The following is an 18570-nucleotide window of genomic DNA, read 5'->3' on the forward strand; positions in this document are numbered from 1 at the left end:
CGGATGGTTATCATCCGGGGCCTTACATCTGGTTCTAGGCTGCTGCGGCTGTCTCGACGTCCTGGTTGCGGCCCCACACGATCGGGCTGACCGCTTCGGCTGCGACACGCTTGTGCCGGCGGGCCATGAATGCCTCAAGGCCGCTGACCGTGTTCTGGAGGCGCACGGCCTCGGGCACCCGGCGCCGGCGGACCTCAGGATCCTCCTCGTGGAAACCGGTCAGGTCTTCGCTGTCGATACCGTATTCGTCATCTCCGTACATGGGGGTCACGCGTTCCTTCACGAGCAGGTGGGGGCGCCTTGCGGCGGTGGTGTTGGGCTGGATGCAGGACTTGCACTGTCCCGAGTGGCCCCAGGCGACGGTCCCGGGAGCTTCCTTCTTCAGGACACCGCGCGGGCGCATCGGGCGGGAACAGTTGCTGCACTTCTGCAGGTCTTCAGGTTTCTGGAGGCTCATTACCGGGCTCCCTTCGAGTCGATGGCGGAGATGATGGTGCTGATGGGCACGCGGCCTGCCGGGATGAGCCCGCAGGAGGGGACTCCGCGGCGGCGGCGTGCGGCTTCAAGGTCCCGGCGCAGCGAACTGAGGTAGGCGATGCGGTCCTGGGTGATGAAGCGGTCTTCGGGGTCCCGGCCTGCAGCGAGGTAGTCGCAGGCGCGGCACTGGTTGTTGCCCCAGCTGGCTGAAGTCCCGGGGTACTGGGAGGCGTCGGTTCCTTCGGGGCGCAGGGCGCGTCCGCAGCTGCAGAAGGTGACGCCGTCGATGGCGGACTCTTCGTAGTCGCTGTTGCCGAAGCTGCCGGCGGTGCGGTCTTCAACGAGGGTCAGGGTGGTCATGGGGGTGGTTCCTAGATTTCTGCGGGCCACTGCGTGCTGGCCAGGATGGTGAGGGTGTTGCGGGCGTATTCCCCAAAGCAGTCCAGTGCGTGCATCCGGCGGCTGGGGCAGGCCCTGGCCGAGCGGCACTTCTGGTCATGCAGTCCGACCGCCAGCGCGAGAACCGTCTCGTCGTCCACTGTCGCGTAGATGACGGGGCAGGTAACTGCTTCCGCTGTACGGGTTTGTGTCGATGTCATCGGTACTCCTTGGTGAATCGGTGAGGCTTGATGTTCCCTATGTGTGCGGCGCCGCAAGGAACTCTCACCGCCCCCGAAACAGGACAGCCCGCCCGGAAACCCGGACGGGCTGCTGGCTGGCGGGACTCAGCCGGCTAGTCGTCGCCGCGCAGGATCGCCAGGAGGCGGAGGATCTCCATGTACAGCCAGACGAGGGTGACCATGAGCCCGAAAGCCGAGGTCCACGAGTGCTTTTCGTCTGCGCCGCCGCGGATGGCGTCCTCGATCTCGGTGAAGTCGACGATGAGGGAAAAGCCGGCCATGCCGATCGCCAAGACGCCGATAATCGCGCCCAGCGGGATGCCCATGACCTCAAGGCCGTCCATGCCCCACTGGTTCGTCAGCACACCCGTGGCCATGAGGACAATGTTGATCAGGCTGTAGACGATCAAGCCGATCATTGCGTAGATCAGGAAGCGGACTGACTTCGGTGTGGCGCGCACCTTCCCTGAACGGAAGAGGAACAGTGCCACTGAGAAGACGGCCAGGGAGCCGATGACCGCCTGTACGGCGATGCCGGGGTACAGCGAATCAAGCTTGCCTGAGATGGCACCGAGCGCGAGGCCTTCGAACCCGGAGTAGGCCAGGATCAGCGGGGGCGAGACGCGCCGCTTGAAGATGTTGACCATGCCGAGGGCGAATCCAACGAGGGCACCCACCAGATACAGACCCGGGTTCATCCAGCCGAAGACGGCGCCGGCGGCCAGGACTGCCAGGCAGGGCAGTGTCTTCCTCAGGACGTCGTCGTAGGTCATGGCCCGGCCGGTCGCATTGCCTGCGTCGGCCAGGAAGTCGGTGCGGCTTAAGACGGGGTTTCCGCCTGATATGCTCAAGGTTTCTCCAGTGATTGTTCGGCATCCGGCCGCCGGGCCAGGGCGTAGGTGCCCCGGCACTTACTATGTGTGCGGCGGCCGGATGAAATGGCTGAGGCCCCTACACGCCCGGGTCGAAGATGTCGTCGTAGTAGATCTCGAACGTCAGGTCCGGGTCATGGAATCCTTCGACGGCCTGCGTCCCGATGGGGCCGGTCCTGTTGGTGGTCCGAATCCTCGTTCCTTCCTGCAGGTTCTCCGGCAGGTTCGTTTCGAATTCGTCCAGGCCCTGGCCCAGGTCATCGCGGCGGGTTTTGGTCATGTCGGCGGCCACGATGAAGGAGTACGGGGTGTCCGGGTGCGCATCGCCGAGGGATTCGCCCCTGATGGTGGACGCGTAGGTGTAGCCGACGAGGCTTGCGAACTGGTTCCGCTCGTCCTCGCTCAGCGGGCGGCTGGCCTGGATGCGCATCGCGTAGGGGGTTCCCGCGAACACTCCGGGGCGCCGGCGGTGGAAGACAGTGCCGTCCTCATCAATGACCTTGTCGAAGACCTGCCCTGACTGCAGGCGGGGGTCCGAGACCGGCACCGGAGTTTCGATGCCGTCGGGCAGCAGGCGGGAAGCAAGTTCGGCGAGTTCCTCCTCGGTGGCGAAGGTGCTCTCAGCTTCGTTCGGGTAGTCCATGGGGCTGGCAGCTGCGACCCTGGCCAGCGCATTGGCTTCCTCGATCCTGCCTGCCTCGCGCAGCTCCTGTTCGAGGACGGTTACGGTCCGTGCGTCGGAGGCGCCGTAGCCGCGGTCGCGGTGCAGGATCCGATCGGCAGCTTCCTCGATGCTCCTGTCGCTGAAGTCCAGGCCAGCGTTGAGTACGTCGATGAGTTCCTCGGTCTGGTCGACGCTTAACCGGCCGTTGAGTCCGTAGGCGCGCAGCCGGCCCCTGACGTAGGCGGGATTGACGGCCAGGCGGGCCAGGGTGATGTTGGGTTCTGAGTGTTCCGTGCCCGCGAATTGACCCCCGGTGGGAATTCCTTCGGGCTGGCGTTTCTGAATGAGAGGTGTCATGCCTCTTCTGTGTGCGGCCGGGCACGAAAAAGCGCCCCGCAGCTGCAGGGCGCTTTCCGTCAGGGTGTTACTGCTCGCCGCCGCTGCTGAAGACCAGCGAGGACAGTGAGCCGAACAAGAGGTCCAGGCCGGTGATGAGCAGGATCATGACGGCCACGAAGGCCAGCACGATGCCCGTCATTTTGAACAGCTCACCGCGGGTCGGTTTCACAACCTTGCGCAGTTCGCCGATCACCTGGCGGATGTAGAGGATCACTGCTCCGAAGAATCCGCGCTTCCCGTCCTTGGAGGGAACTCCGATCCGGGCCGGCTGCTCTTCGGCTTCCAGTGTCTGGGTCATTCGGGGTGGTCCTTGCTGTTGGCGTTGTGCCGGCACCTTGGGGGTGCAGGGCTTCTCGGTGTCTATGTGTGCGGCAGGGCAGGGAAAGCTCCCCGCCCCGCCGCTGCTGCCTACGCGGCCCGGGCTTCGCCGGCTGCCTCAGACTGGGGCGGGCCGAACAGCTGCACGAACCTGAGCCACGGCTCGGTGCCAGTGTCCGGGTTCATGGCTTCGAGCAGATCCACGCTGCAGCGTTCGAAGAAGGTGACGTAGCGGAACCAGGCATCAGTGCCCGGCTCGGGGGTCAGGTCGTCCAGGAGGCCGGTAATCTCCTCGTCCACCGGGTTCTCGCTGTCGCCTTCGAATGAGCGCAGCAGGACCCCCTCAGCGTTGAAGACTGCGCAGCTGTGGGCGCGGACTCCTTCTTCGAAAACTTCAGGCACGATCTCCAGCCGAACGGCGGTGGGTTCCAGTGCCAGGACCTTCCGGGCTACGAGGGTCCGGGTGATGGCGCGGATGCTCTCCTGCGCCTTCTTCAGTTCTGCGTTGCGCCGTTCGAGCAGCAGGACCAGTACTTTGTCGCCAAGTTCGTTTTCAGTGCTCATGCGCCGGGTGCCCAATCTGCAGCTTTGGTCAGGTTCAGGGTGTAGCTATCCTCTTCGAAGCTGGCGACGCTGAAGCCTTCTGCCCGGAGTGTGTATTCACTCCATGCGGCGTTCCCGGCGTCCGAGTCCAGTGCCAGGAGGAGATCCGTGACCGTGTTTTCGTCCTCGTGGCGGTCTTCGCCGTAGACGGCCACACGATTGCCGTCGCCGTCGGTGATGACAGCCCCGCCAATGAATTCGCCGTTGTCAGCGCCGACGACTTCCAGGCGGGCCGTTGCCGCCTCCGGGTGACGCTTGAGGATTTCGCGGCTGAACAGCGCCATGCCGGCCAGCTCATGGGCGGTGCGTGCCTTGGCCAGGACGCCGTCGGTGTTCCCCTTCAGGTCGGCGAGCTCATCATCACTGAGGCTGGCGGGCTTGCCCGTGGCTGCGGCAGCGATCCGGGCGCGTGCCGCTTCGGCTGCCGTCTTCATTTCTGCCCTGGCATCGGCTTCCATGTAGAGGTGGCGTTCCGAAGCCCAGGCGACAACCTGTTCCATGGTGTCTCCGTCGACATCGTCGAACTCTCCGGCGAACTGCTCGTAGTCGCAGCGGCCCGTGGAGGGGTTGTCGGTGAAGATAGTGATCGTGCCGTGGCCCTCAACGTTCAGCGCGGTCGAGATAGTGCAGTCGTCGGCGATGATGAGTTTCAGCTCGGGTTCGGGAAGGGACTCGGGCCATCCGTAGAGCTCAGGGCGGCGTTCGGCGGTGCCGAGCGTGACCGGGGATTCGTTGTGGAAGGTGGGGGCGAACTGCCCGCCGGCGGGGATGCCTTCGGGCTGGCGTGCCTTGATGTCTGTCATGTCTTCTATGTGTGCGGCAGGCAGCGAGAAACGACACGCCGAGTTTGGCGGTAAAAACGGCCCAGGCGGTGGAAATAGGCTGGCTGCATGCCTAACGACAACATCGACCAAGCCATCCCCCTGGACTCGTTTGATCCTTCCGGAGACGGTTGGGAGGCTATGCCTCTGGCCGACGTCGTGGCTGCAGGACAGGCAGCGCTGGCATCTCTTCAGGCTTTCCGGCTGGCGCTTCACGGCTGCGCTACGCCGCTGAACCTTAAGCCGACGAACGACCGGATCATCGAGATAGAGGGCCAGCTGAAGGAGCAGCTCTCGGCCCTGGAAAAAGCCCGGAAGGTCATAGAAACAGACACCGCTTTGGCCATCGGATACCCAGGTAAGGCGCCGTGGATAGAGGAAACAGGCGGCATTCTGAGCCCAAAGCAGATCCTGTCTATGGCCAGCCGGGGTAAGGATGTTGTCGCGTCCGAGCTGACGACTTACCGCGCCGTCGTTGAGGCACTGGAGCCGGTTCCGACCCTCCTGGCCAGGGACCGCTCCATAGGGTTCAACGCTGAAGGCAGCACCGATTGGGAAGACATTGCACACCGGAGGACGGAGCAGCGCTACCGGCTCGTCCAGGAAATCCTGGCTGAGATCGAGTCCATAGATTGTTCCTCCTGTGGTGCCCCGGCAGGCTCGCCATGCCTTACCGCAGCCGGCGGGATCGCCCACCTGAGCCACAGGCCCCGTCAAGACGCTTACAAGATGCCTCCAGAGCACCAGTGGGTCTCCACGGACGTCAACCGCCGCCCCGACAATCAAGCCCTCTATCCGGAGCTGCGGGGAAAGTCCTGGCAGGAGATAAGAGAGATCGTGGACAGCCGGCAGTAGCGCCGGGCCTACCGGGAGCGCATCAGTTCCTTCAATGGAATCCGGGAGTGGTACCGGATGTTCCCGTGGCTGAAGAGCTTCACGGCCAGGGCCATCATGATCCCTCCTGCGATGAACAGTTCAGCAGCGACGACGGCCGCCTGCGTGCCGGTGAGGAAGCCGAGCCCGTTCAGGAGCATGGCGGCCACCGGCGCGGAGAACGGGAAGTAGAGGAAGACCTGAACGAGAACGGCATCAGGGTCGCTGACGAACAGGGAGAACGCGTACAGGGGGACGAAGAGCACGATCGTGATCGCGCTGAAGAGACCGTTGGCGTCTTTCGCGGTCGGTACGACGGCGCCGATGGCCATCAGGGTTGCCGTGAAGAGCAGGAGGCTTCCGGCCAGCAGTACGGCACCGGTCACCATGGTCCCGGGCTGGGGGTCCATGCGCGCCAGGATCTCTGATGCCGCTCCGCCGCCGCCGCCGCCGCCGCCGCCGGTCAGGAACAGGCCTGCCGCCGGAATGCCGATGACGCCGATCTGGACGAGCCCGGTCAGCATCAGGGCCAGGATCTTGCCGGAGATGAGGGTTTTGGGTGCCAGGGTTGTCCGGATCATTTCGGTGACCCGGTTCTCCTTCTCCTCCACGGTGCTGTTCAGGATCTGGTTGCCCATGAACATCATGACGGCGTAGAAGAATGCCAGGAAGACCAGCGGCGGGACGACCGCGTAGATGCCTCCTGTTTCATCCCCGTCAGCGTACAGCGTCGAGGTGAAGGTTGTGCCGCCTCCGGCCAGTGCTGCCAATTCAGGGGACCCGATTTTTGCAGTGGCGGCGTCGCTGACCATCTGGCCGGCCACTGCACCGTAGGTCCCGGATTCGAAGACTCCAAGGTCCTTGCCATGAATCTCGATCTCTTCCCGTGCCGGGTCCCCGGGGATGGCGAAGTACGCCTGACTGCGGCCTTCACGGACGTCCTGCAGCGCCTGCACAGGGTCCTCCGTCCGGGTGCCGCCGTACGAGGCTGCAAGATCGTCGGTAATGAGGCCGGAGCTGTCGGTGAACGCGAAGTCGACCGTGGCGTGTTTCTGGCTGTCCGCTGTGCGGGTGGCTTCTGTCTGGGTCAGGACCAGCAGCGCCATGACGATGCCGATGATGACGGGGACGCCGAGGGTGCCGATCCAGAAGGTCTTCTTCTTGACGGTCCGCATGAATTCGAAGGACGTGACCGTCCAGAGGTTATGCCCGGCCATTGGTGGATCCTTCGATGTCGGTGCCGTAAACACGCATGAAGATTTCCTCCAGCGATCTCCTTGATGCGGCGTATGAGGTGACCGGCAGCCCCATATCGAGCAGGCTGGCCAGTACGTCCTCTTCCCTAGCGGAGTCCTCCAGCTGGAGCTGTGCGGCGTTGCCGTCGCCTGAAGCTTCGTTGGCCAGGACACTGTACGCCCCGTGGAGACTTCCGAGCTGCCGCAGCTTCCCCGCATAGGTAAGCGTCACCGTACGGCCGCCGTAGCTGGCTTGAACGTCTTTTACGGAGCCGTAGGCATGGGCTGTCCCGTCCCGAAGGAGCAGGATCCGGTCACACAGGCGTTCCACCTCGTCCATGTGGTGGGTGACCATCAGGACGGTAGCTCCGGCAGCCTTCTGCTCACCGATGATTTCCATCAGCAGATGCCGGTTGACGGGGTCGAAGCCCTTGGTGGGCTCATCCAGGATCAGCAGCGACGGACTGCTCATGACGGTGACGCCGAGCTGAACTTTCTGCTGCTGGCCGCCGGAAAGCTTATCCAGCCGGTCCCCTGCCTTGCCGTCCAGGCCAACACGTTCCAGGTACTGCCGTGACCACCGGACGGCGTCCCGGCGCCCCATGCCTTTTAGGCGTCCGAAATAGACCATGACATCCAGTACCGGCTCCTTCCGGTAAAGGCCGCGTTCCTCGGGCAGATACCCGAGCATTGCACCGTCAGTGGGACCGAATGGCCGGCCATTGATATGGAGGGTTCCAGCAGTTGCCCGGTGAATTCCAAGCAGCGCGCGAATGGTCGTGGTCTTTCCGGACCCATTGCCGCCAAGGAAGCCGAAGGTCTCCCCTCGCTGGACGTCAAAGGAGAGGTCCCGGATCACTGCCCTGGCACCGAAGTCCATGCGGAAGTCCCGGACAGTGACGATCTTTTCGGAGTCATTCACCGGCACTGAACTCCGGGGCAGACTCCGGCACCGAAGGGATTGATAGAGCTCATACTCAGCTATGTGTGCGGCAGCACGCGACTCTATGCCCGCTGAAAGTTATCAGGTCGAGGCATGGCATATAGGCCTTGATCTATGATCCCAAAATGTTCAAGGCTCAAACTCTTGTGCGGCCAACGCGCAACTCCGGAAAATGCACGGCTGAAACACCGGTTTCCGGAAACCGCCTCACTGCTGCAGAGCGCGAGACCGTCATCCTGAAGAACATCCCGCTGGTGGGCTATCTGGTCGCTGAAGCATGCCGCCGTCTGTCCGGCCTCCTGGAGCGTGATGAAGTGGCTTCAGCCGGATTCCTGGGGCTCGTGTCAGCCGCCTCGACCTTCGATCCGACGCAGGAAGTTCCGTTCGGCGCCTATGCGCGGATCAGGATCAACGGCGCTATCGGGGATGAGCTTCGCTCGTTGGACTGGGCAGGCAGGGGTGCCAGGCAAAAGATCAAGCGGACCCGTTCCGCTGTGGACGCACTGACCGCGCAGCTGGGCCGGGTACCCACGCAGGAAGAGATCGCCGGACTGCTCGGAGTCGACACCCGGACTGTCCGCCAAAGCATCGCAGATGACGGCCGGAAAGTGTTCAGTCTTGAACCTGGAATGGACTGGCCGGAGGATGCGGCATACAGCCCCGAGGCTGCGCTGGTTGCCGATGAGGAGAGGCGCTACCTGCGGATGGCAGTCCAGGCACTGCCGCCCAGGATCAGGTACGTCGTAGAGCAGATCTACTATGAAGACCGCACCGTCAAGGAGATCGCAGCCGAAACGGGCAAATCCCACTCCGCTGTTTCCCAGGACCGGACGGCCGGCATAGGCCTGCTACGGGAGAGCGTTTCCTCTTATCGCGGTGAGGACAGGGAGGTGCCGTGCAGCAGGCCCGGCCTTTCTCGTAAACGCATGGACGAATATCTGGAGAACGTAGCCCATCTGCTTTCGGACGGCATTCCTGCATAGAATAAAATCCGTCTCCTAGGTCCGGATTGGCTGTTCTGATAAATATTCCGGCGGGCAGTCATCGGGCTGATAATCTACTGATATGGCTCAGAAAATAATCGTCACCCTTCAGGATGACCTCGACGGATCGCAGGCAGATGAAACGATCCGGTTTGCTTTAGAAGATGTCAGATACGAGATCGACCTGAACTCGGAGCACGCGAAGGAAATGCGTGATTCCCTGGCTCCTTTCATTGAAGCGGCACGCAAGGTCCAGGCAGCCAGGGGGCCGAAACCGGGCCGTCCGGCAGGGCAGCGGCAGGGTCCCTCACCATCGGACGTCAGGGAATGGGCCAAGTCGCAGGGCATGAAAGTAAATGACTATGGCCGGGTCCCCCAGGCGCTGATCGACTCATACGTTGCAGCTAATTAACCGGGGTTACCCCACACAAAAAGAAACGTGACGGCGTTCAGGCTTCCGGTCTATTCGGAATCCTGGGCGCCTGTTCCGTTTCCGAGGACATTTGCGAATCCCTTGATGAAAAGCTCGGTGGTATCCGGGAATTGAAGAGGGTCACGAAGCGGTGCCGCAATATTGAGCTGGAGGCCGTCCCCTCCGCGGCCCTGGGCATAAGAGCTGATGGTTTCGGGAGCTGCAGGATTGAAGCGGCCCCCAACCACGACCTTGAACTCCGGGAAGGCCTCGTCGATGCGTTCGGCGAGCTCCATGGCAGCGTCACTGGGGCGCGGGCCGAACCCGATAAAGATGTCTCCTGCCGGCCCTGCCGGGGTGGCCCTGAGGTCGATGACGAAACGGTCCTTGTCCAGGGCGGCGTCGAGGGCATCGCGGAACCGGTCACGCCGACCCTCCCATGAAGCCCATTCGGAGATCACGCCGTCGGCGGCCAGCCAGCTGTGACCGGACCGGACGGCCACGATCTGGGCCATCGCCCCCGTGTACCGGTCAGCCTGCCGCGGCCGGCCGCCGATCATGCGGTTCGAGGAGTGGGACGCGGCGAGGAGGTATCCGCCCTTGCCTTTGTGCTGGCGGATGCGGTCCGGCATGTCGCCGTTGTAAAAGTGCCGCGCGAACTTCGCTTCCAGGCGGATGTATTCCTCGATCAGCTTCATACCCCGGAGCATGCGTAGATATTCCGGATGGTGCTGTTTCGCCCTCCGCACCCCCAACCGGCTATGCCAGGTAGTGCTCGACGTCCTGGGCGGCCACGCACCCTGATGCTGCAGCCGTAATGGCCTGGCGGTAGGTCGGGTCGATGACGTCTCCGGCCGCGAAGACACCGGGAAGGGACGTCCTGGAGCTGCGTCCGTCAACGCCGATCGTGCCGCTGCGCGGGTCGATGACAAGCTGATCGGCGACGAGTGCGGTCCGGGGGTTGTTGCCGATGGCTACGAACAGCCCCTGCGCTTCAAGGGGTTTCCGGACACCGGCGGTCATGATCGTCAGGCCGGTCATCTGCTGTTCGCCGTGAACCTCGAAGACCTCAGTGTTGTAGAGGAAGGTGATGCCGGGGTGGAGGCGGGCCCGGTCTGCCATGACCTGGGACGCCTTCAGGTTCCCGCCGCGGACCAGGACGGTCACTGAGGAGGCGAACTTTGTGAGGAACAGGGCTTCTTCCATGGCTGAGTCCCCTCCGCCGGCAACGACGACGTCCTTGCCTTCGAAGAATGAGCCGTCACAGGTCGCGCAGTAGCTGACGCCGCGGCCGGAGAATGCAGCCTCTCCGGGTACGCCAAGATGCCTGTACGCGGATCCGGTGGCGATGATGACTGCCCGGGCCCGGTAGGTGGTGCCCTCGGAAACGATCTGCTTGATCTCGCCTGCGAGGTCGACCGATTCGACGTCCTCGAAGAGGATCCGAGCGCCGAAGCGTTCTGCCTGGGCCTCCATCTTGGCCATGAGGTCAGGGCCCTGGATCCCGCCGGGGAAACCGGGGAAGTTCTCGACCTCGGTGGTTTTCATGAGCTCGCCGCCTGCTTCCAGCATTCCTGCAAAGACCAGGGGCTGGAGATTGGCGCGGGCGGCGTAGATGGCGGCGGTGTAGCCGGCGGGGCCGGAACCGATGATGATGACGTCGTGGATCGTATCCATGGTGCTGCTTTCGGGGTTGCTGGGGAATGGTTTAGCGGTGGGTCCTGATCCAGGACGGGCTCATCGTGACCGGTTCGAATTCACTGACCGGTTCCAGCTCGGGATGCACGTCGTCGACGGCCGTGTTGTCCGGGTCCAGGGTGCCGAGAAGCTCCAGTGCTGCCTCTGCCTCTTCGGGCGGCAGGTTTCCGCTGATCACCTTATTGCTGATGAAGGCCTTGATGCCCTCGGTGCTCTGTTCGTTCGATGCCAAGTGGGGCTCCTTGTGGTGGCCGCGGCGGGCCGCGGGAGGGAACACCCCTCCTTTGCTTCTATGCGTCCCGGGGCCCGACGGCGTTTCGGCGTCAGTCGTTCCAGTATTTCCCGGTGCGGTAGCGGGGTTCGGGTTCGATCCCGCGGTGCAGGAGGCTGCGGGCTCTACGCCTCGCCTGGCGGTGAGTCAGCATTTCGGATCCGTACCGGATGATCCATGAACTGCGGCGTCGCATGGCTCCTCCCAGCCCCGGCGCCGGGTGAGCCGCCCTGTTGCTGGCGCGCGCCCATGCAGGACGGTCTTTCCGAGTCCTGGACATATCTCCTCCTGCCGTCCGGCTGCCCGGTAGTTGTCTTGAAGCGATGAGGGGACTCGAACCCCCAAATTCCGGTTTTGCAGACCGGCGGCTCTGCCAATTCGCCTACATCGCCCTGACCGCCCGAAGGCGGCTGGGTGCCCGCTAGGGCTGGCCGCCGCGGAGCATCTCGACAGCAGTACGGATTTCTTCGGCCGCTTCTTTCGGGGTCTTGCCGGCGAAGGTCACTACTGCACGCTTCTGGATGGGAATGATCTCGATGCCGTCCTCGGTGACATACGCAGCCATTTCGGGGTCGGGAAGGGTGCCGATCCGGTCGCCCAGCGGGTTGGCGGCAATTTCGGAGCCGTCGAAGATTTCAGCCTCGGTGAAGGCAATGCCGAGCTTGTCCAGTTCAGGGAAAATGTCATCAAACGCTGCCATGGTGTTCCTTTGGTTGTCGTACCGAGTTATGCCTGGCCCTGGGTGGGGTCATCGACGTACTTCCAGACCAGGTCTGAACCGTCGGGGTAGGACTCCCACCAGGATTCGATCGTTCCGTCCCGCAGGCCGGTGCGCCCGCGGTGCGAATACTGGAGCATGCTGTCCCCCTGCAGGGTGTCCTTGTCGCAGAACGCGTCGTCTGCGTCCTGCGGGTGCAGGCAGGTCAGCTCGGGCGCGAACCATCCGTCTTCGATGAACAGCCGCACTTCGTGCAGGTGCCGGGGCCGCCGGTCCGCTGCAATGTCTCCGAAGAGCCCTGTATGGCGCAGCGGCGCCGAGGAGGGAGCGTCCGGAACCGGCGGCAGCGCTGCCGGTCCGGAGTCAGGTGACGTCTTGTAGTCCCACCACAGCTGTGCCGCGCCGGGCTCCCCCGTCCACCAGGACTGGAGCAGACCGTCACGGAGCGGGACCTTGCCGCCCAGATGTGTTTCCATCAGCCCGTCTCCCCCAAGGGAGATGAGCAGTTCCCGGTCGCACGGCACGGCAGGGTCCGCGGGGTGCCGGCATTCGAGGTCGAACTCGATGCCGTTGCCGACGAACCACGCCACCTGGTGTTCCTGGACGGCTGGTCCCGGACCAGCGGGCGGGGTCTCGGGGATGGGTGCTGTCTCCATAGCTTCTATGTGTGCGGCAGCAGGGCTTTCCGTCCCCGGCCGCGGTTCACGGCCCGGAGCGTTTCGGTGTGGACCGCTTTCCAGTCGATCTCCGGTTCCTCGTCCATGACGTCCCAGAGCAGTTCCGACTCGGGGCTGGCGTCCAGCGGCCACGACTCGATGACTCCGGTGCACAGATGGTCGGGGTCCCGCTCCCCCTGGTATCCGTCGTCCAGGATGTGGCTGTCTGCCTCGACGTAGGCCTTGAAGCACCCGAACGGGTCGGTGACAGGGCCGTGCATGCAGGTCAGGACCGGCTGGGGTACGCCGCGGTCATCTTCGAACCACACGAGGACGTGGCGTTCGCGGAGCTCAGGGGCGGGGCGGGCGGACTTGGGCTGGATGGCTGTGGGTTCCATACCCTCTATGTGTGCGGAGGCGGGCAGGGAGCTCACCGCCGGGCCCCCACCCGGCGGTGAGGGTTTTCAGCGTCCCTGGAGGGCGGCTGCGTCAGCCATGCCCGCCTCGAAGAGATCCTGCTCTTCGTCGCTCATGCACTCGACGGCAGCTGAGACGTCGCCGGTGATGCGGAAGACGGCCTGGGGTGCGCCCGAGTCCTTGTGCGTGGAGACCGAATGCGGGATCCGATTCATGTCCATGAGCAGCTCGCCTCCGGTAACCGTCCTGCTGACCGTGCCCCAGTGATCTGACGGATCCTGCTCGCTCATCTCGTCGATGTCCAGGACTGCGAGGGTCTCCACATAGCCGTCGCTGTCTGCGCGGAAGCCCATCTCGTACGCGCTCAGGGGAGACTGGATGACGACGTCGGGGTGCCGGACCGTCTTCTCATGCGGGTACGGGGTATCGAAGTATGCCGGGTTCTTGGACAGTGCAGCGTCGAGCGACTCCTGGACGTGAAGCTCGAAGGGCCCGTCGTGGATGGGCACGAAACCCCGCGCCATGGCTTCGTTGAAGATGTCGTCCCGGGTGCTGTAGTCGAGGTTCGCCAGCTCCTCAGTGGTGAGGTTCGGCACGATGCCGGCCAGGATCGGTGCGGCGTCGAACTCGACGGTGCCGGCGTCCTCTGCTTCGTCGTCGTTCCACTCCTGCAGGTCCACGGTGGCCATGATCGGCTCCAGGCGGGACAGCCCGCGCTGCCCGGACAGGACGACGCCGTTCGGTTCGCGTCGTGAGGTGGGAAGCCATTTGCCGTCGGCGGCGCGCGGCTGGGTGTTTTCCAGGCTGGTCATGGGTCCTGCTTTCAGGTGCGGGGCGGCGGTGTGCCGTATTCGCCCGTCTGTGTGCGGCTCCCGTTCCGCAGGCGCAGGAAAGCACCGGGTCCATTGGGGTCCCCGGTGCCTTGCCCGGCTGTCAGCTGCCGAAAGAGTCCTGGAAGAAGTGCCGGTTGGCGTCCGCCTTCTCCAGCAGCTCCTCGTTGGTGAAGTATTTGCGGTCGAAGGGCTCCCAGCCGCCGACGAACATCGTCCACTCACCGTCGACCTGGACAGGCCAGCTGCGGCGCACCCAGGTGAGCTTGTCGCTGATCTGGCCGTCCTCCGGCCTGACAGCCGAATACTGAAGGACCGTGCAGTTGTGGATGGTCTGGGACTTGTCCTCGTCACGTTCCAGGAACTCTTCGTCGCTCCAGCGTTCCAGCACCAGGCGTGTGGCCCACATGAACTCCCCGTGGGTGACCATGAGGACGTTCTCGCGGGCGTTCTCCCGGTGGAGAGTGCTCAGGATGTTCCGGACGCGGTTCTCCGCAACATTGGCGATGGATTCACCGGCCGGCGGCGCCCAGTAAAGCGGGTCGCTGTCCCGGTAGGCCTTGTTCTGGGTGTACAGGCGGGCAAAGTCCTGCTTGGACATGGATCCAATCTCGCCCCAGGAGCGTTCACGGATGACGCGGTTCTCTTCCCAGCGGACGTTCAGGCCGAGGTTCGCTGCAGTCTCACGGGTGCGCGTGTAGGTGGAGACGATGGCCCGGTCAAAACCGACCCCCTGCTCAGCAATCCATGCACCGGCAACCTTCGCCTGCTGGACACCCAGCTCCGTCAGCCGCCACGAGCGGTCCGGGACCGTCATGGTCTCCTCGGTGTAGAGGCTCTGGTCGCCCGCCTTGGAGGTCTTCTGCATGATGTTCGCTTCGCTCTGGCCGTGGCGGACCAGGAAGAGATTGCTGGGCATGACCATGAGAGAGCTCCTTGCTGTGTTGCTTCGGTTCGGCGGGTTCGCTGTTACACCCTATGTGTGCGGCACATCCGGAGAACCTGTACGGCACGCCCAGGGAGGAAGGGCACCTGGGCCAGCCACTCAGCTTGATTGTCAGAGACAGGGCTCATGGCAGCTGTCAGTCATAGACCCTCTTGGTCCCGTTCAGGCCCCGGGCGTCGGAGTATCCGCCCAACACGCCCCGGATAGAATGCTCATGATTCTCGAAGTAAGCCTCATACTCGTAATGGACCGAGGCATACAGTTCAGCTACCGCTTTACTAACGGGCCCGTAGCCATCCTCTTCCTTCAGGGTTTCCCGTACTTTCAATTCACTGGAACCGCTCCTTGCGGCGTACTCGCTGACTGCGTATTCACGGCAGGTCTTGTCTACGATCGTCTGGCCCTGCTTTTGGGCGTCGCGGAGGAGACTGTATCCAGCTTTGGTTCCAGGGGTGCCCCATACGCGTGGGACGTCCTCCAGTCTCAGGCGTAGGCGGTTCCTGTGGAGGGCCAGGGCGTCTTCCACCCGACGCTCCTGCCCGCGCTTCGTATTCGGATACTTGCCTTTCTCGGAAAGTTCGAAGCTGGTGCGGAGCTTTTTATTGGCCGTATCCTTCTGGTATTGCCAGAGCTTTTGACCGCGCTGTGCGGCGCTTTCTCGCATGGATCTTCTGACCGAGATGCTGATGGCGATCCTGATTAGCAGCCAGAGGCCGAGCAGAAATATTGTCGGTGCCGCATCGGCAAAGGTGGGTTCAGGCATCTCAGTGTCGCGGCGGACCATGAACTGGACGCCGGCGATTATTCCGCATATCAGAGAGAGCCGCGCAAGCAGTCGGCCAGTTTTGAAGAGGCGCAGGCTGAGCCTCGAATTGAAGAAAATCGTGCCCTTATATTTCGTCATTGTCCCCCCAGTGATAAATGGTAGTAACCGTACACGAGCGTGGGGTGGTGCATTGAGCATTGTCCCGTCAGGCTTTGCCCAGGGCGGTATGACCGAGCATGACGACTCGGGGAGGTCGCGCCTGGGAGCTACGCCCAGGTGAGGGCCAGGCCGCGCTCCTGTGCGAACCGGGCAACGGTTTCCAGCTCCGGGAGGCGTTCCAGGAGGTACGCCGACTCGTTGCCGTAGACGCCGGCGGCGGCCGCCTCGGTGCCGGCCTGGATGCCGCGAAGAACGCTGTCCGCGGGTGCGGACCCGCAGTAGTCGTCGGGCAGCCCAACGGCACGGAGGATTCTGTGGCCGTTGGTGCCGGACACCTTCAGTACCGGGGTTTCCTCGCGGGTCACCGGGGTGACGGACATGCTGCCGGCGCCGGAGGTGCAGAACATGTCACCGCAGACGGCCAGGGATCCAGCGTGTCCGTGCAGCCCGACGACGTCGCACAGGGCCGTGTAGGCATCACCGTGGGACTCGAAGGTGTGCGTGGTCAGGCCGTTCGGGTGGCCGCAGGCGAAGGCGTAGCGTTCGACGTCAGCTTCCCGGAACTCGGGTTCGAATTGAATGCCCATGGTGGTCTGTCCTTTCAACCGGCAGTCCGCTTTGGGCTGCTCTAAGCACTATGTGTGCGGACAGAGCGCAGATTCTCTCCAGCCGGGTTAGCCGATCCAGGCCGCCTTCGCCGGACGCAGGCGCAGGAGCTGCTCCGGGCTCAGAAACGATCCCAGGTGCTTGACCAGGTCCACCACTTCGCGCGGAATCCCGGGGACGATCCGATCTCGTGCCTCAGCCGGGTCCTTGAATGCCGGAGCCTCTTCCCCCTGGATCCTGACGCGCAGGGCCGCCTGGTCACCGCGCTCTGTGCCGGCCTTTGCCGCGGCGTCGCCTGCAGGACCCTGGAGCGGCCGCCCTGTCAGCGCATCCATCCACGACCGGTTGAAAGGCACCGGGCCGGATGGCATGTAGCTGATCATGTTCTGGAAAGGCTCGTCCTCGGCGAAAGCACAGTCGAGGTCGTCGTCCATTCGATGCCAGTCGGACAGATAGGTGGGCGGGGTGATGAGCATCGTGCCGCCGTCCAGGCCCGGAACATGCAGGACACACGCATCCAGGAAAACGCTGCGGGACTTCTCCAGCAGGTCGGCCTCGTACTCGATGTCGTCACGGACCGCCTCATCGCTGGCACGGGATGCCCGGCTGCGCAGCCAAAGGGAGTGCTCGGCCATGGTGAGGCGCGAGGCCGGGTGATCCCGGTTCAGCAGGTCCACGCCGGACGGCAGGGCCCAGCCCATCGCCTTATGAAGGTGGTCGCCCACGTCGTGCCTCCGTAACCGGGCCGCCGGGTGCCGCCCTCCAGCACGTATGTGTGCGGACAGAGGGCATTCTTTCCCCAAGGCCGGCCACTGGGCGTCATTCCACGGACGCAGCCAGTTTCTCTGCCTCCCACAGCCAGAGCATCTCTTTACGCATGCCCTTGACCTTCTCCGTGTGGTCGGCAGCGTTCTCCAGCACCGTGACCGGGATAGCCCCAGGGCATGGATCCAGCACTTCTGTGAGGGTGGGCCGCAATGCCCACTCGCCAATGATTTTGCCCGGGACTATTACGAGATACGTGTGGCGGGGTTCGGCAGCGAGCCATCGCTTCATAGACCGCGCCTTCACGCTGGAGAACCCGCTGTCCCGGTGTCTCGACAGGATGGAGACCGGCACCTCAAGCGGGACATGGCCCAGAATTGCAAGCTCGCGCCATTCGTCGTCCATGCGGCACAGGTGCCCTTCCGCCTGCGACGTGCCCATCAGGTACCCAGCGAAATCCTGAACCATAATCGACTCCGGGGATTCCGGGTGTTCGATAGCCGGCCTGATGACTGACGCCAGGTTCCGGGCCCAGCCAACAACCCTGAGCGCCTGTCCTTCCAAGGCCGGCAGCTCGTCTGGGTCATCAAAATCCTCAGAGCCGGTGAACGTCCACGGACGGCTCACGACACGGAGCGTGGCCGGCAGATCGTGATAGTCGGCGGGCCATACGGTCACCCTGGACCCGTCCTTGCCGGTGACCACCATTTTGGCGGCCTCCAGCTGGTTCACCAGGGTGGACGTGCGCTTGATGAACGGTTCAGGCAGCCGCCCGGCGAGGTCTGTCTGCCGGATCCCCGGCTCGGCGGCCACAATGCTCCGGATGTCCCGGTAAACGTCAACAAGCTTCAGGGCCTCAAGAAGACGGTCACGATGCTCGGCGATTCGATCGGCCCATGACGGCGCAGACTCCTGGTATTGCCGTATCAGCTCTGCCGGAGGGGTCAGTCCGACGCCGGTTATCCCGGGGTGGTCCAGCTCAAGTATCACTGCCGGCTGGTCCAGCCCCTCCGCCACCTGCTCCAGTGCCTTGGTCTCCGTGGCAGCTGCCAGCCTGATGAGGTCACTCCTGCCGGCAATGGCCGCGGCAGTGCAGTGCACAGGATGCATCCAGCTCCAGTTCGACGCAGAGCCTCCGCACAGAGTCGACTGATCCTCCAGCCTCGCTTTGAAGCCGGTTTCCAGGAGGTTCATTGCGGCATCGGTTTCGCCCCGGTCCATAGCTGCCATCGCGGCAAACAGGGCGTTCCGGGACAGTTCCACGAGACAGCCTTTGAGCGCCCCCGGCAGCTCGTACTCCAAGGCCATTTTTCTTGCGTGTTCGATGCTCATGGTCCCCCGTTGCTCCGTTTCCCGACATCCTATCGACGGGCGCTGTCACCGGCTCAGTGTTAAGCAGTGCGAAACGCACCGCGCAGACCTCAGGTTTTTCGCATTCCCCGGCGGGCCGCGGGTGCCACCGAACAGACCCCGCTGGGCAGCTACGATCGGAACCTTCATAGGAAAGGGCGGCAGCAG

Annotated in this window: 26 protein-coding genes and 1 tRNA gene; 3 read left to right on the forward strand and 24 right to left on the reverse strand. The window is 63.7% G+C overall.

What is annotated here, in order from left to right:
- Positions 1-34: 34 nt before the first annotated feature.
- The 8 genes from NF551_RS17245 to NF551_RS17280 all read right to left on the reverse strand — a co-directional run bounded on the left by NF551_RS17245 (position 35) and on the right by NF551_RS17280 (position 4756).
- Complete coding sequence (locus NF551_RS17245) at positions 35-457, reverse strand: hypothetical protein (RefSeq protein WP_227897763.1); 423 nt, start codon at positions 455-457, stop codon at positions 35-37.
- Positions 457-837 carry a hypothetical protein gene (locus tag NF551_RS17250; RefSeq protein ID WP_227897761.1) on the reverse strand — a complete coding sequence of 127 codons (381 nt, stop codon included), beginning with the start codon at positions 835-837 and terminating at the stop codon, positions 457-459. Before NF551_RS17250 ends, NF551_RS17245 begins: the two co-directional genes overlap by 1 nt.
- Before the next feature lie 11 nt (positions 838-848).
- Complete coding sequence (locus tag NF551_RS17255; protein WP_227897760.1) at positions 849-1076, reverse strand: hypothetical protein; 228 nt, start codon at positions 1074-1076, stop codon at positions 849-851.
- A gap of 134 nt (positions 1077-1210) precedes the next feature.
- Entirely contained in the window at positions 1211-1948 is a 738-nt protein-coding gene (locus NF551_RS17260) for a Bax inhibitor-1/YccA family protein (RefSeq protein WP_227897759.1), read from the reverse strand.
- 100 nt (positions 1949-2048) lie between these two features.
- Entirely contained in the window at positions 2049-2990 is a 942-nt protein-coding gene (locus NF551_RS17265) for a hypothetical protein (RefSeq protein ID WP_227897757.1), read from the reverse strand.
- 67 nt (positions 2991-3057) lie between these two features.
- Complete coding sequence (gene secE, locus NF551_RS17270) at positions 3058-3330, reverse strand: preprotein translocase subunit SecE (RefSeq protein ID WP_227897755.1); 273 nt, start codon at positions 3328-3330, stop codon at positions 3058-3060.
- Positions 3331-3440: 110 nt separating this feature from the next.
- Positions 3441-3914 carry a hypothetical protein gene (locus NF551_RS17275; RefSeq protein WP_227897754.1) on the reverse strand — a complete coding sequence of 158 codons (474 nt, stop codon included), beginning with the start codon at positions 3912-3914 and terminating at the stop codon, positions 3441-3443.
- Entirely contained in the window at positions 3911-4756 is an 846-nt protein-coding gene (locus tag NF551_RS17280) for a hypothetical protein (RefSeq protein ID WP_227897753.1), read from the reverse strand. Before NF551_RS17280 ends, NF551_RS17275 begins: the two co-directional genes overlap by 4 nt.
- A gap of 87 nt (positions 4757-4843) precedes the next feature.
- Here NF551_RS17280 and NF551_RS17285 point away from each other — a divergent pair, with 87 nt between their 5' ends.
- Positions 4844-5629 (forward strand): zinc finger domain-containing protein, encoded by a 786-nt coding sequence (locus NF551_RS17285; protein WP_227897751.1) that lies wholly within the window; start codon positions 4844-4846, stop codon positions 5627-5629.
- Positions 5630-5637: 8 nt separating this feature from the next.
- On the opposite strand, the gene NF551_RS17290 is transcribed toward NF551_RS17285, so the two are convergent.
- Both NF551_RS17290 and NF551_RS17295 read right to left on the reverse strand, forming a co-directional pair.
- The gene (locus NF551_RS17290) at positions 5638-6864 is read right to left on the reverse strand and encodes an ABC transporter permease (RefSeq protein WP_227897749.1); all 1227 of its coding nucleotides are present in this window, start codon (positions 6862-6864) and stop codon (positions 5638-5640) included.
- Positions 6851-7762, reverse strand: coding sequence for an ABC transporter ATP-binding protein (locus NF551_RS17295; protein WP_227897852.1), 912 nt, complete (start codon positions 7760-7762; stop codon positions 6851-6853). The genes NF551_RS17290 and NF551_RS17295 overlap by 14 nt, the downstream gene beginning before the upstream one ends.
- Before the next feature lie 188 nt (positions 7763-7950).
- Between NF551_RS17295 and NF551_RS17300 the strand changes: the two genes are divergently transcribed.
- Complete coding sequence (locus tag NF551_RS17300; RefSeq protein WP_227897748.1) at positions 7951-8808, forward strand: sigma-70 family RNA polymerase sigma factor; 858 nt, start codon at positions 7951-7953, stop codon at positions 8806-8808.
- An 82-nt stretch (positions 8809-8890) separates the two neighbouring features.
- On the forward strand, positions 8891-9220 hold the full coding sequence (locus NF551_RS17305; RefSeq protein ID WP_227897745.1) for a histone-like nucleoid-structuring protein Lsr2: 330 nt from the start codon (positions 8891-8893) through the stop codon (positions 9218-9220).
- 50 nt (positions 9221-9270) lie between these two features.
- On the opposite strand, the gene NF551_RS17310 is transcribed toward NF551_RS17305, so the two are convergent.
- From NF551_RS17310 to NF551_RS17375, 14 genes are all read right to left on the reverse strand, one after another.
- Complete coding sequence (locus NF551_RS17310) at positions 9271-9918, reverse strand: hypothetical protein (protein ID WP_227897744.1); 648 nt, start codon at positions 9916-9918, stop codon at positions 9271-9273.
- Between the two features lie 61 nt (positions 9919-9979).
- Positions 9980-10897, reverse strand: a complete 918-nt coding sequence (trxB, locus tag NF551_RS17315) for a thioredoxin-disulfide reductase (RefSeq protein WP_227897743.1) — start codon at positions 10895-10897, stop codon at positions 9980-9982.
- 31 nt (positions 10898-10928) lie between these two features.
- Complete coding sequence (locus NF551_RS17320; RefSeq protein ID WP_227897742.1) at positions 10929-11150, reverse strand: hypothetical protein; 222 nt, start codon at positions 11148-11150, stop codon at positions 10929-10931.
- A 91-nt stretch (positions 11151-11241) separates the two neighbouring features.
- Positions 11242-11385 (reverse strand): hypothetical protein, encoded by a 144-nt coding sequence (locus tag NF551_RS17325; RefSeq protein ID WP_227897741.1) that lies wholly within the window; start codon positions 11383-11385, stop codon positions 11242-11244.
- Positions 11386-11507: 122 nt separating this feature from the next.
- Positions 11508-11581 (reverse strand) — tRNA-Cys (locus NF551_RS17330).
- Between the two features lie 29 nt (positions 11582-11610).
- Positions 11611-11889, reverse strand: a complete 279-nt coding sequence (locus NF551_RS17335; RefSeq protein ID WP_227897740.1) for a hypothetical protein — start codon at positions 11887-11889, stop codon at positions 11611-11613.
- Positions 11890-11915: 26 nt separating this feature from the next.
- Complete coding sequence (locus tag NF551_RS17340) at positions 11916-12563, reverse strand: hypothetical protein (protein ID WP_227897738.1); 648 nt, start codon at positions 12561-12563, stop codon at positions 11916-11918.
- A 5-nt stretch (positions 12564-12568) separates the two neighbouring features.
- Complete coding sequence (locus NF551_RS17345; RefSeq protein ID WP_227897737.1) at positions 12569-12961, reverse strand: hypothetical protein; 393 nt, start codon at positions 12959-12961, stop codon at positions 12569-12571.
- A 66-nt stretch (positions 12962-13027) separates the two neighbouring features.
- Positions 13028-13792, reverse strand: coding sequence for a hypothetical protein (locus NF551_RS17350; RefSeq protein ID WP_227897736.1), 765 nt, complete (start codon positions 13790-13792; stop codon positions 13028-13030).
- Between the two features lie 121 nt (positions 13793-13913).
- Positions 13914-14729 carry a histidine phosphatase family protein gene (locus NF551_RS17355; protein WP_252605000.1) on the reverse strand — a complete coding sequence of 272 codons (816 nt, stop codon included), beginning with the start codon at positions 14727-14729 and terminating at the stop codon, positions 13914-13916.
- A gap of 163 nt (positions 14730-14892) precedes the next feature.
- Positions 14893-15660 (reverse strand): hypothetical protein, encoded by a 768-nt coding sequence (locus NF551_RS17360; RefSeq protein ID WP_227897734.1) that lies wholly within the window; start codon positions 15658-15660, stop codon positions 14893-14895.
- Positions 15661-15788: 128 nt separating this feature from the next.
- Positions 15789-16268, reverse strand: a complete 480-nt coding sequence (locus NF551_RS17365; protein ID WP_227897733.1) for a hypothetical protein — start codon at positions 16266-16268, stop codon at positions 15789-15791.
- A gap of 87 nt (positions 16269-16355) precedes the next feature.
- Positions 16356-17012 carry a hypothetical protein gene (locus NF551_RS17370; RefSeq protein WP_227897732.1) on the reverse strand — a complete coding sequence of 219 codons (657 nt, stop codon included), beginning with the start codon at positions 17010-17012 and terminating at the stop codon, positions 16356-16358.
- Between the two features lie 94 nt (positions 17013-17106).
- Complete coding sequence (locus NF551_RS17375; protein WP_227897731.1) at positions 17107-18384, reverse strand: hypothetical protein; 1278 nt, start codon at positions 18382-18384, stop codon at positions 17107-17109.
- Positions 18385-18570: the final 186 nt, after the last annotated feature.

The sequence above is a fragment of the Arthrobacter caoxuetaonis genome (assembly GCF_023921125.1).
Taxonomy (GTDB): domain Bacteria; phylum Actinomycetota; class Actinomycetes; order Actinomycetales; family Micrococcaceae; genus Arthrobacter_B; species Arthrobacter_B caoxuetaonis.

What these genes read in the sequence shown, in the direction of transcription:
- NF551_RS17285 (WP_227897751.1), top strand. Translation starts at nt 4,844, where the DNA reads ATGCCTAACGACAACATCGACCAAGCCATCCCCCTGGACTCGTTTGAT.
- NF551_RS17350 (WP_227897736.1), bottom strand. Translation starts at nt 13,792, where the DNA reads ATGACCAGCCTGGAAAACACCCAGCCGCGCGCCGCCGACGGCAAATGG.
- NF551_RS17255 (WP_227897760.1), bottom strand. Translation starts at nt 1,076, where the DNA reads ATGACATCGACACAAACCCGTACAGCGGAAGCAGTTACCTGCCCCGTC.
- NF551_RS17265 (WP_227897757.1), bottom strand. Translation starts at nt 2,990, where the DNA reads ATGACACCTCTCATTCAGAAACGCCAGCCCGAAGGAATTCCCACCGGG.
- NF551_RS17345 (WP_227897737.1), bottom strand. Translation starts at nt 12,961, where the DNA reads ATGGAACCCACAGCCATCCAGCCCAAGTCCGCCCGCCCCGCCCCTGAG.
- NF551_RS17290 (WP_227897749.1), bottom strand. Translation starts at nt 6,864, where the DNA reads ATGGCCGGGCATAACCTCTGGACGGTCACGTCCTTCGAATTCATGCGG.
- NF551_RS17280 (WP_227897753.1), bottom strand. Translation starts at nt 4,756, where the DNA reads ATGACAGACATCAAGGCACGCCAGCCCGAAGGCATCCCCGCCGGCGGG.
- secE (WP_227897755.1), bottom strand. Translation starts at nt 3,330, where the DNA reads ATGACCCAGACACTGGAAGCCGAAGAGCAGCCGGCCCGGATCGGAGTT.
- NF551_RS17335 (WP_227897740.1), bottom strand. Translation starts at nt 11,889, where the DNA reads ATGGCAGCGTTTGATGACATTTTCCCTGAACTGGACAAGCTCGGCATT.
- NF551_RS17340 (WP_227897738.1), bottom strand. Translation starts at nt 12,563, where the DNA reads ATGGAGACAGCACCCATCCCCGAGACCCCGCCCGCTGGTCCGGGACCA.
- NF551_RS17305 (WP_227897745.1), top strand. Translation starts at nt 8,891, where the DNA reads ATGGCTCAGAAAATAATCGTCACCCTTCAGGATGACCTCGACGGATCG.
- NF551_RS17375 (WP_227897731.1), bottom strand. Translation starts at nt 18,384, where the DNA reads ATGAGCATCGAACACGCAAGAAAAATGGCCTTGGAGTACGAGCTGCCG.
- NF551_RS17275 (WP_227897754.1), bottom strand. Translation starts at nt 3,914, where the DNA reads ATGAGCACTGAAAACGAACTTGGCGACAAAGTACTGGTCCTGCTGCTC.
- NF551_RS17355 (WP_252605000.1), bottom strand. Translation starts at nt 14,729, where the DNA reads ATGCCCAGCAATCTCTTCCTGGTCCGCCACGGCCAGAGCGAAGCGAAC.
- trxB (WP_227897743.1), bottom strand. Translation starts at nt 10,897, where the DNA reads ATGGATACGATCCACGACGTCATCATCATCGGTTCCGGCCCCGCCGGC.
- NF551_RS17300 (WP_227897748.1), top strand. Translation starts at nt 7,951, where the DNA reads ATGTTCAAGGCTCAAACTCTTGTGCGGCCAACGCGCAACTCCGGAAAA.
- NF551_RS17250 (WP_227897761.1), bottom strand. Translation starts at nt 837, where the DNA reads ATGACCACCCTGACCCTCGTTGAAGACCGCACCGCCGGCAGCTTCGGC.
- NF551_RS17245 (WP_227897763.1), bottom strand. Translation starts at nt 457, where the DNA reads ATGAGCCTCCAGAAACCTGAAGACCTGCAGAAGTGCAGCAACTGTTCC.
- NF551_RS17310 (WP_227897744.1), bottom strand. Translation starts at nt 9,918, where the DNA reads ATGAAGCTGATCGAGGAATACATCCGCCTGGAAGCGAAGTTCGCGCGG.
- NF551_RS17365 (WP_227897733.1), bottom strand. Translation starts at nt 16,268, where the DNA reads ATGGGCATTCAATTCGAACCCGAGTTCCGGGAAGCTGACGTCGAACGC.
- NF551_RS17360 (WP_227897734.1), bottom strand. Translation starts at nt 15,660, where the DNA reads ATGACGAAATATAAGGGCACGATTTTCTTCAATTCGAGGCTCAGCCTG.
- NF551_RS17295 (WP_227897852.1), bottom strand. Translation starts at nt 7,762, where the DNA reads ATGGACTTCGGTGCCAGGGCAGTGATCCGGGACCTCTCCTTTGACGTC.
- NF551_RS17325 (WP_227897741.1), bottom strand. Translation starts at nt 11,385, where the DNA reads ATGCGACGCCGCAGTTCATGGATCATCCGGTACGGATCCGAAATGCTG.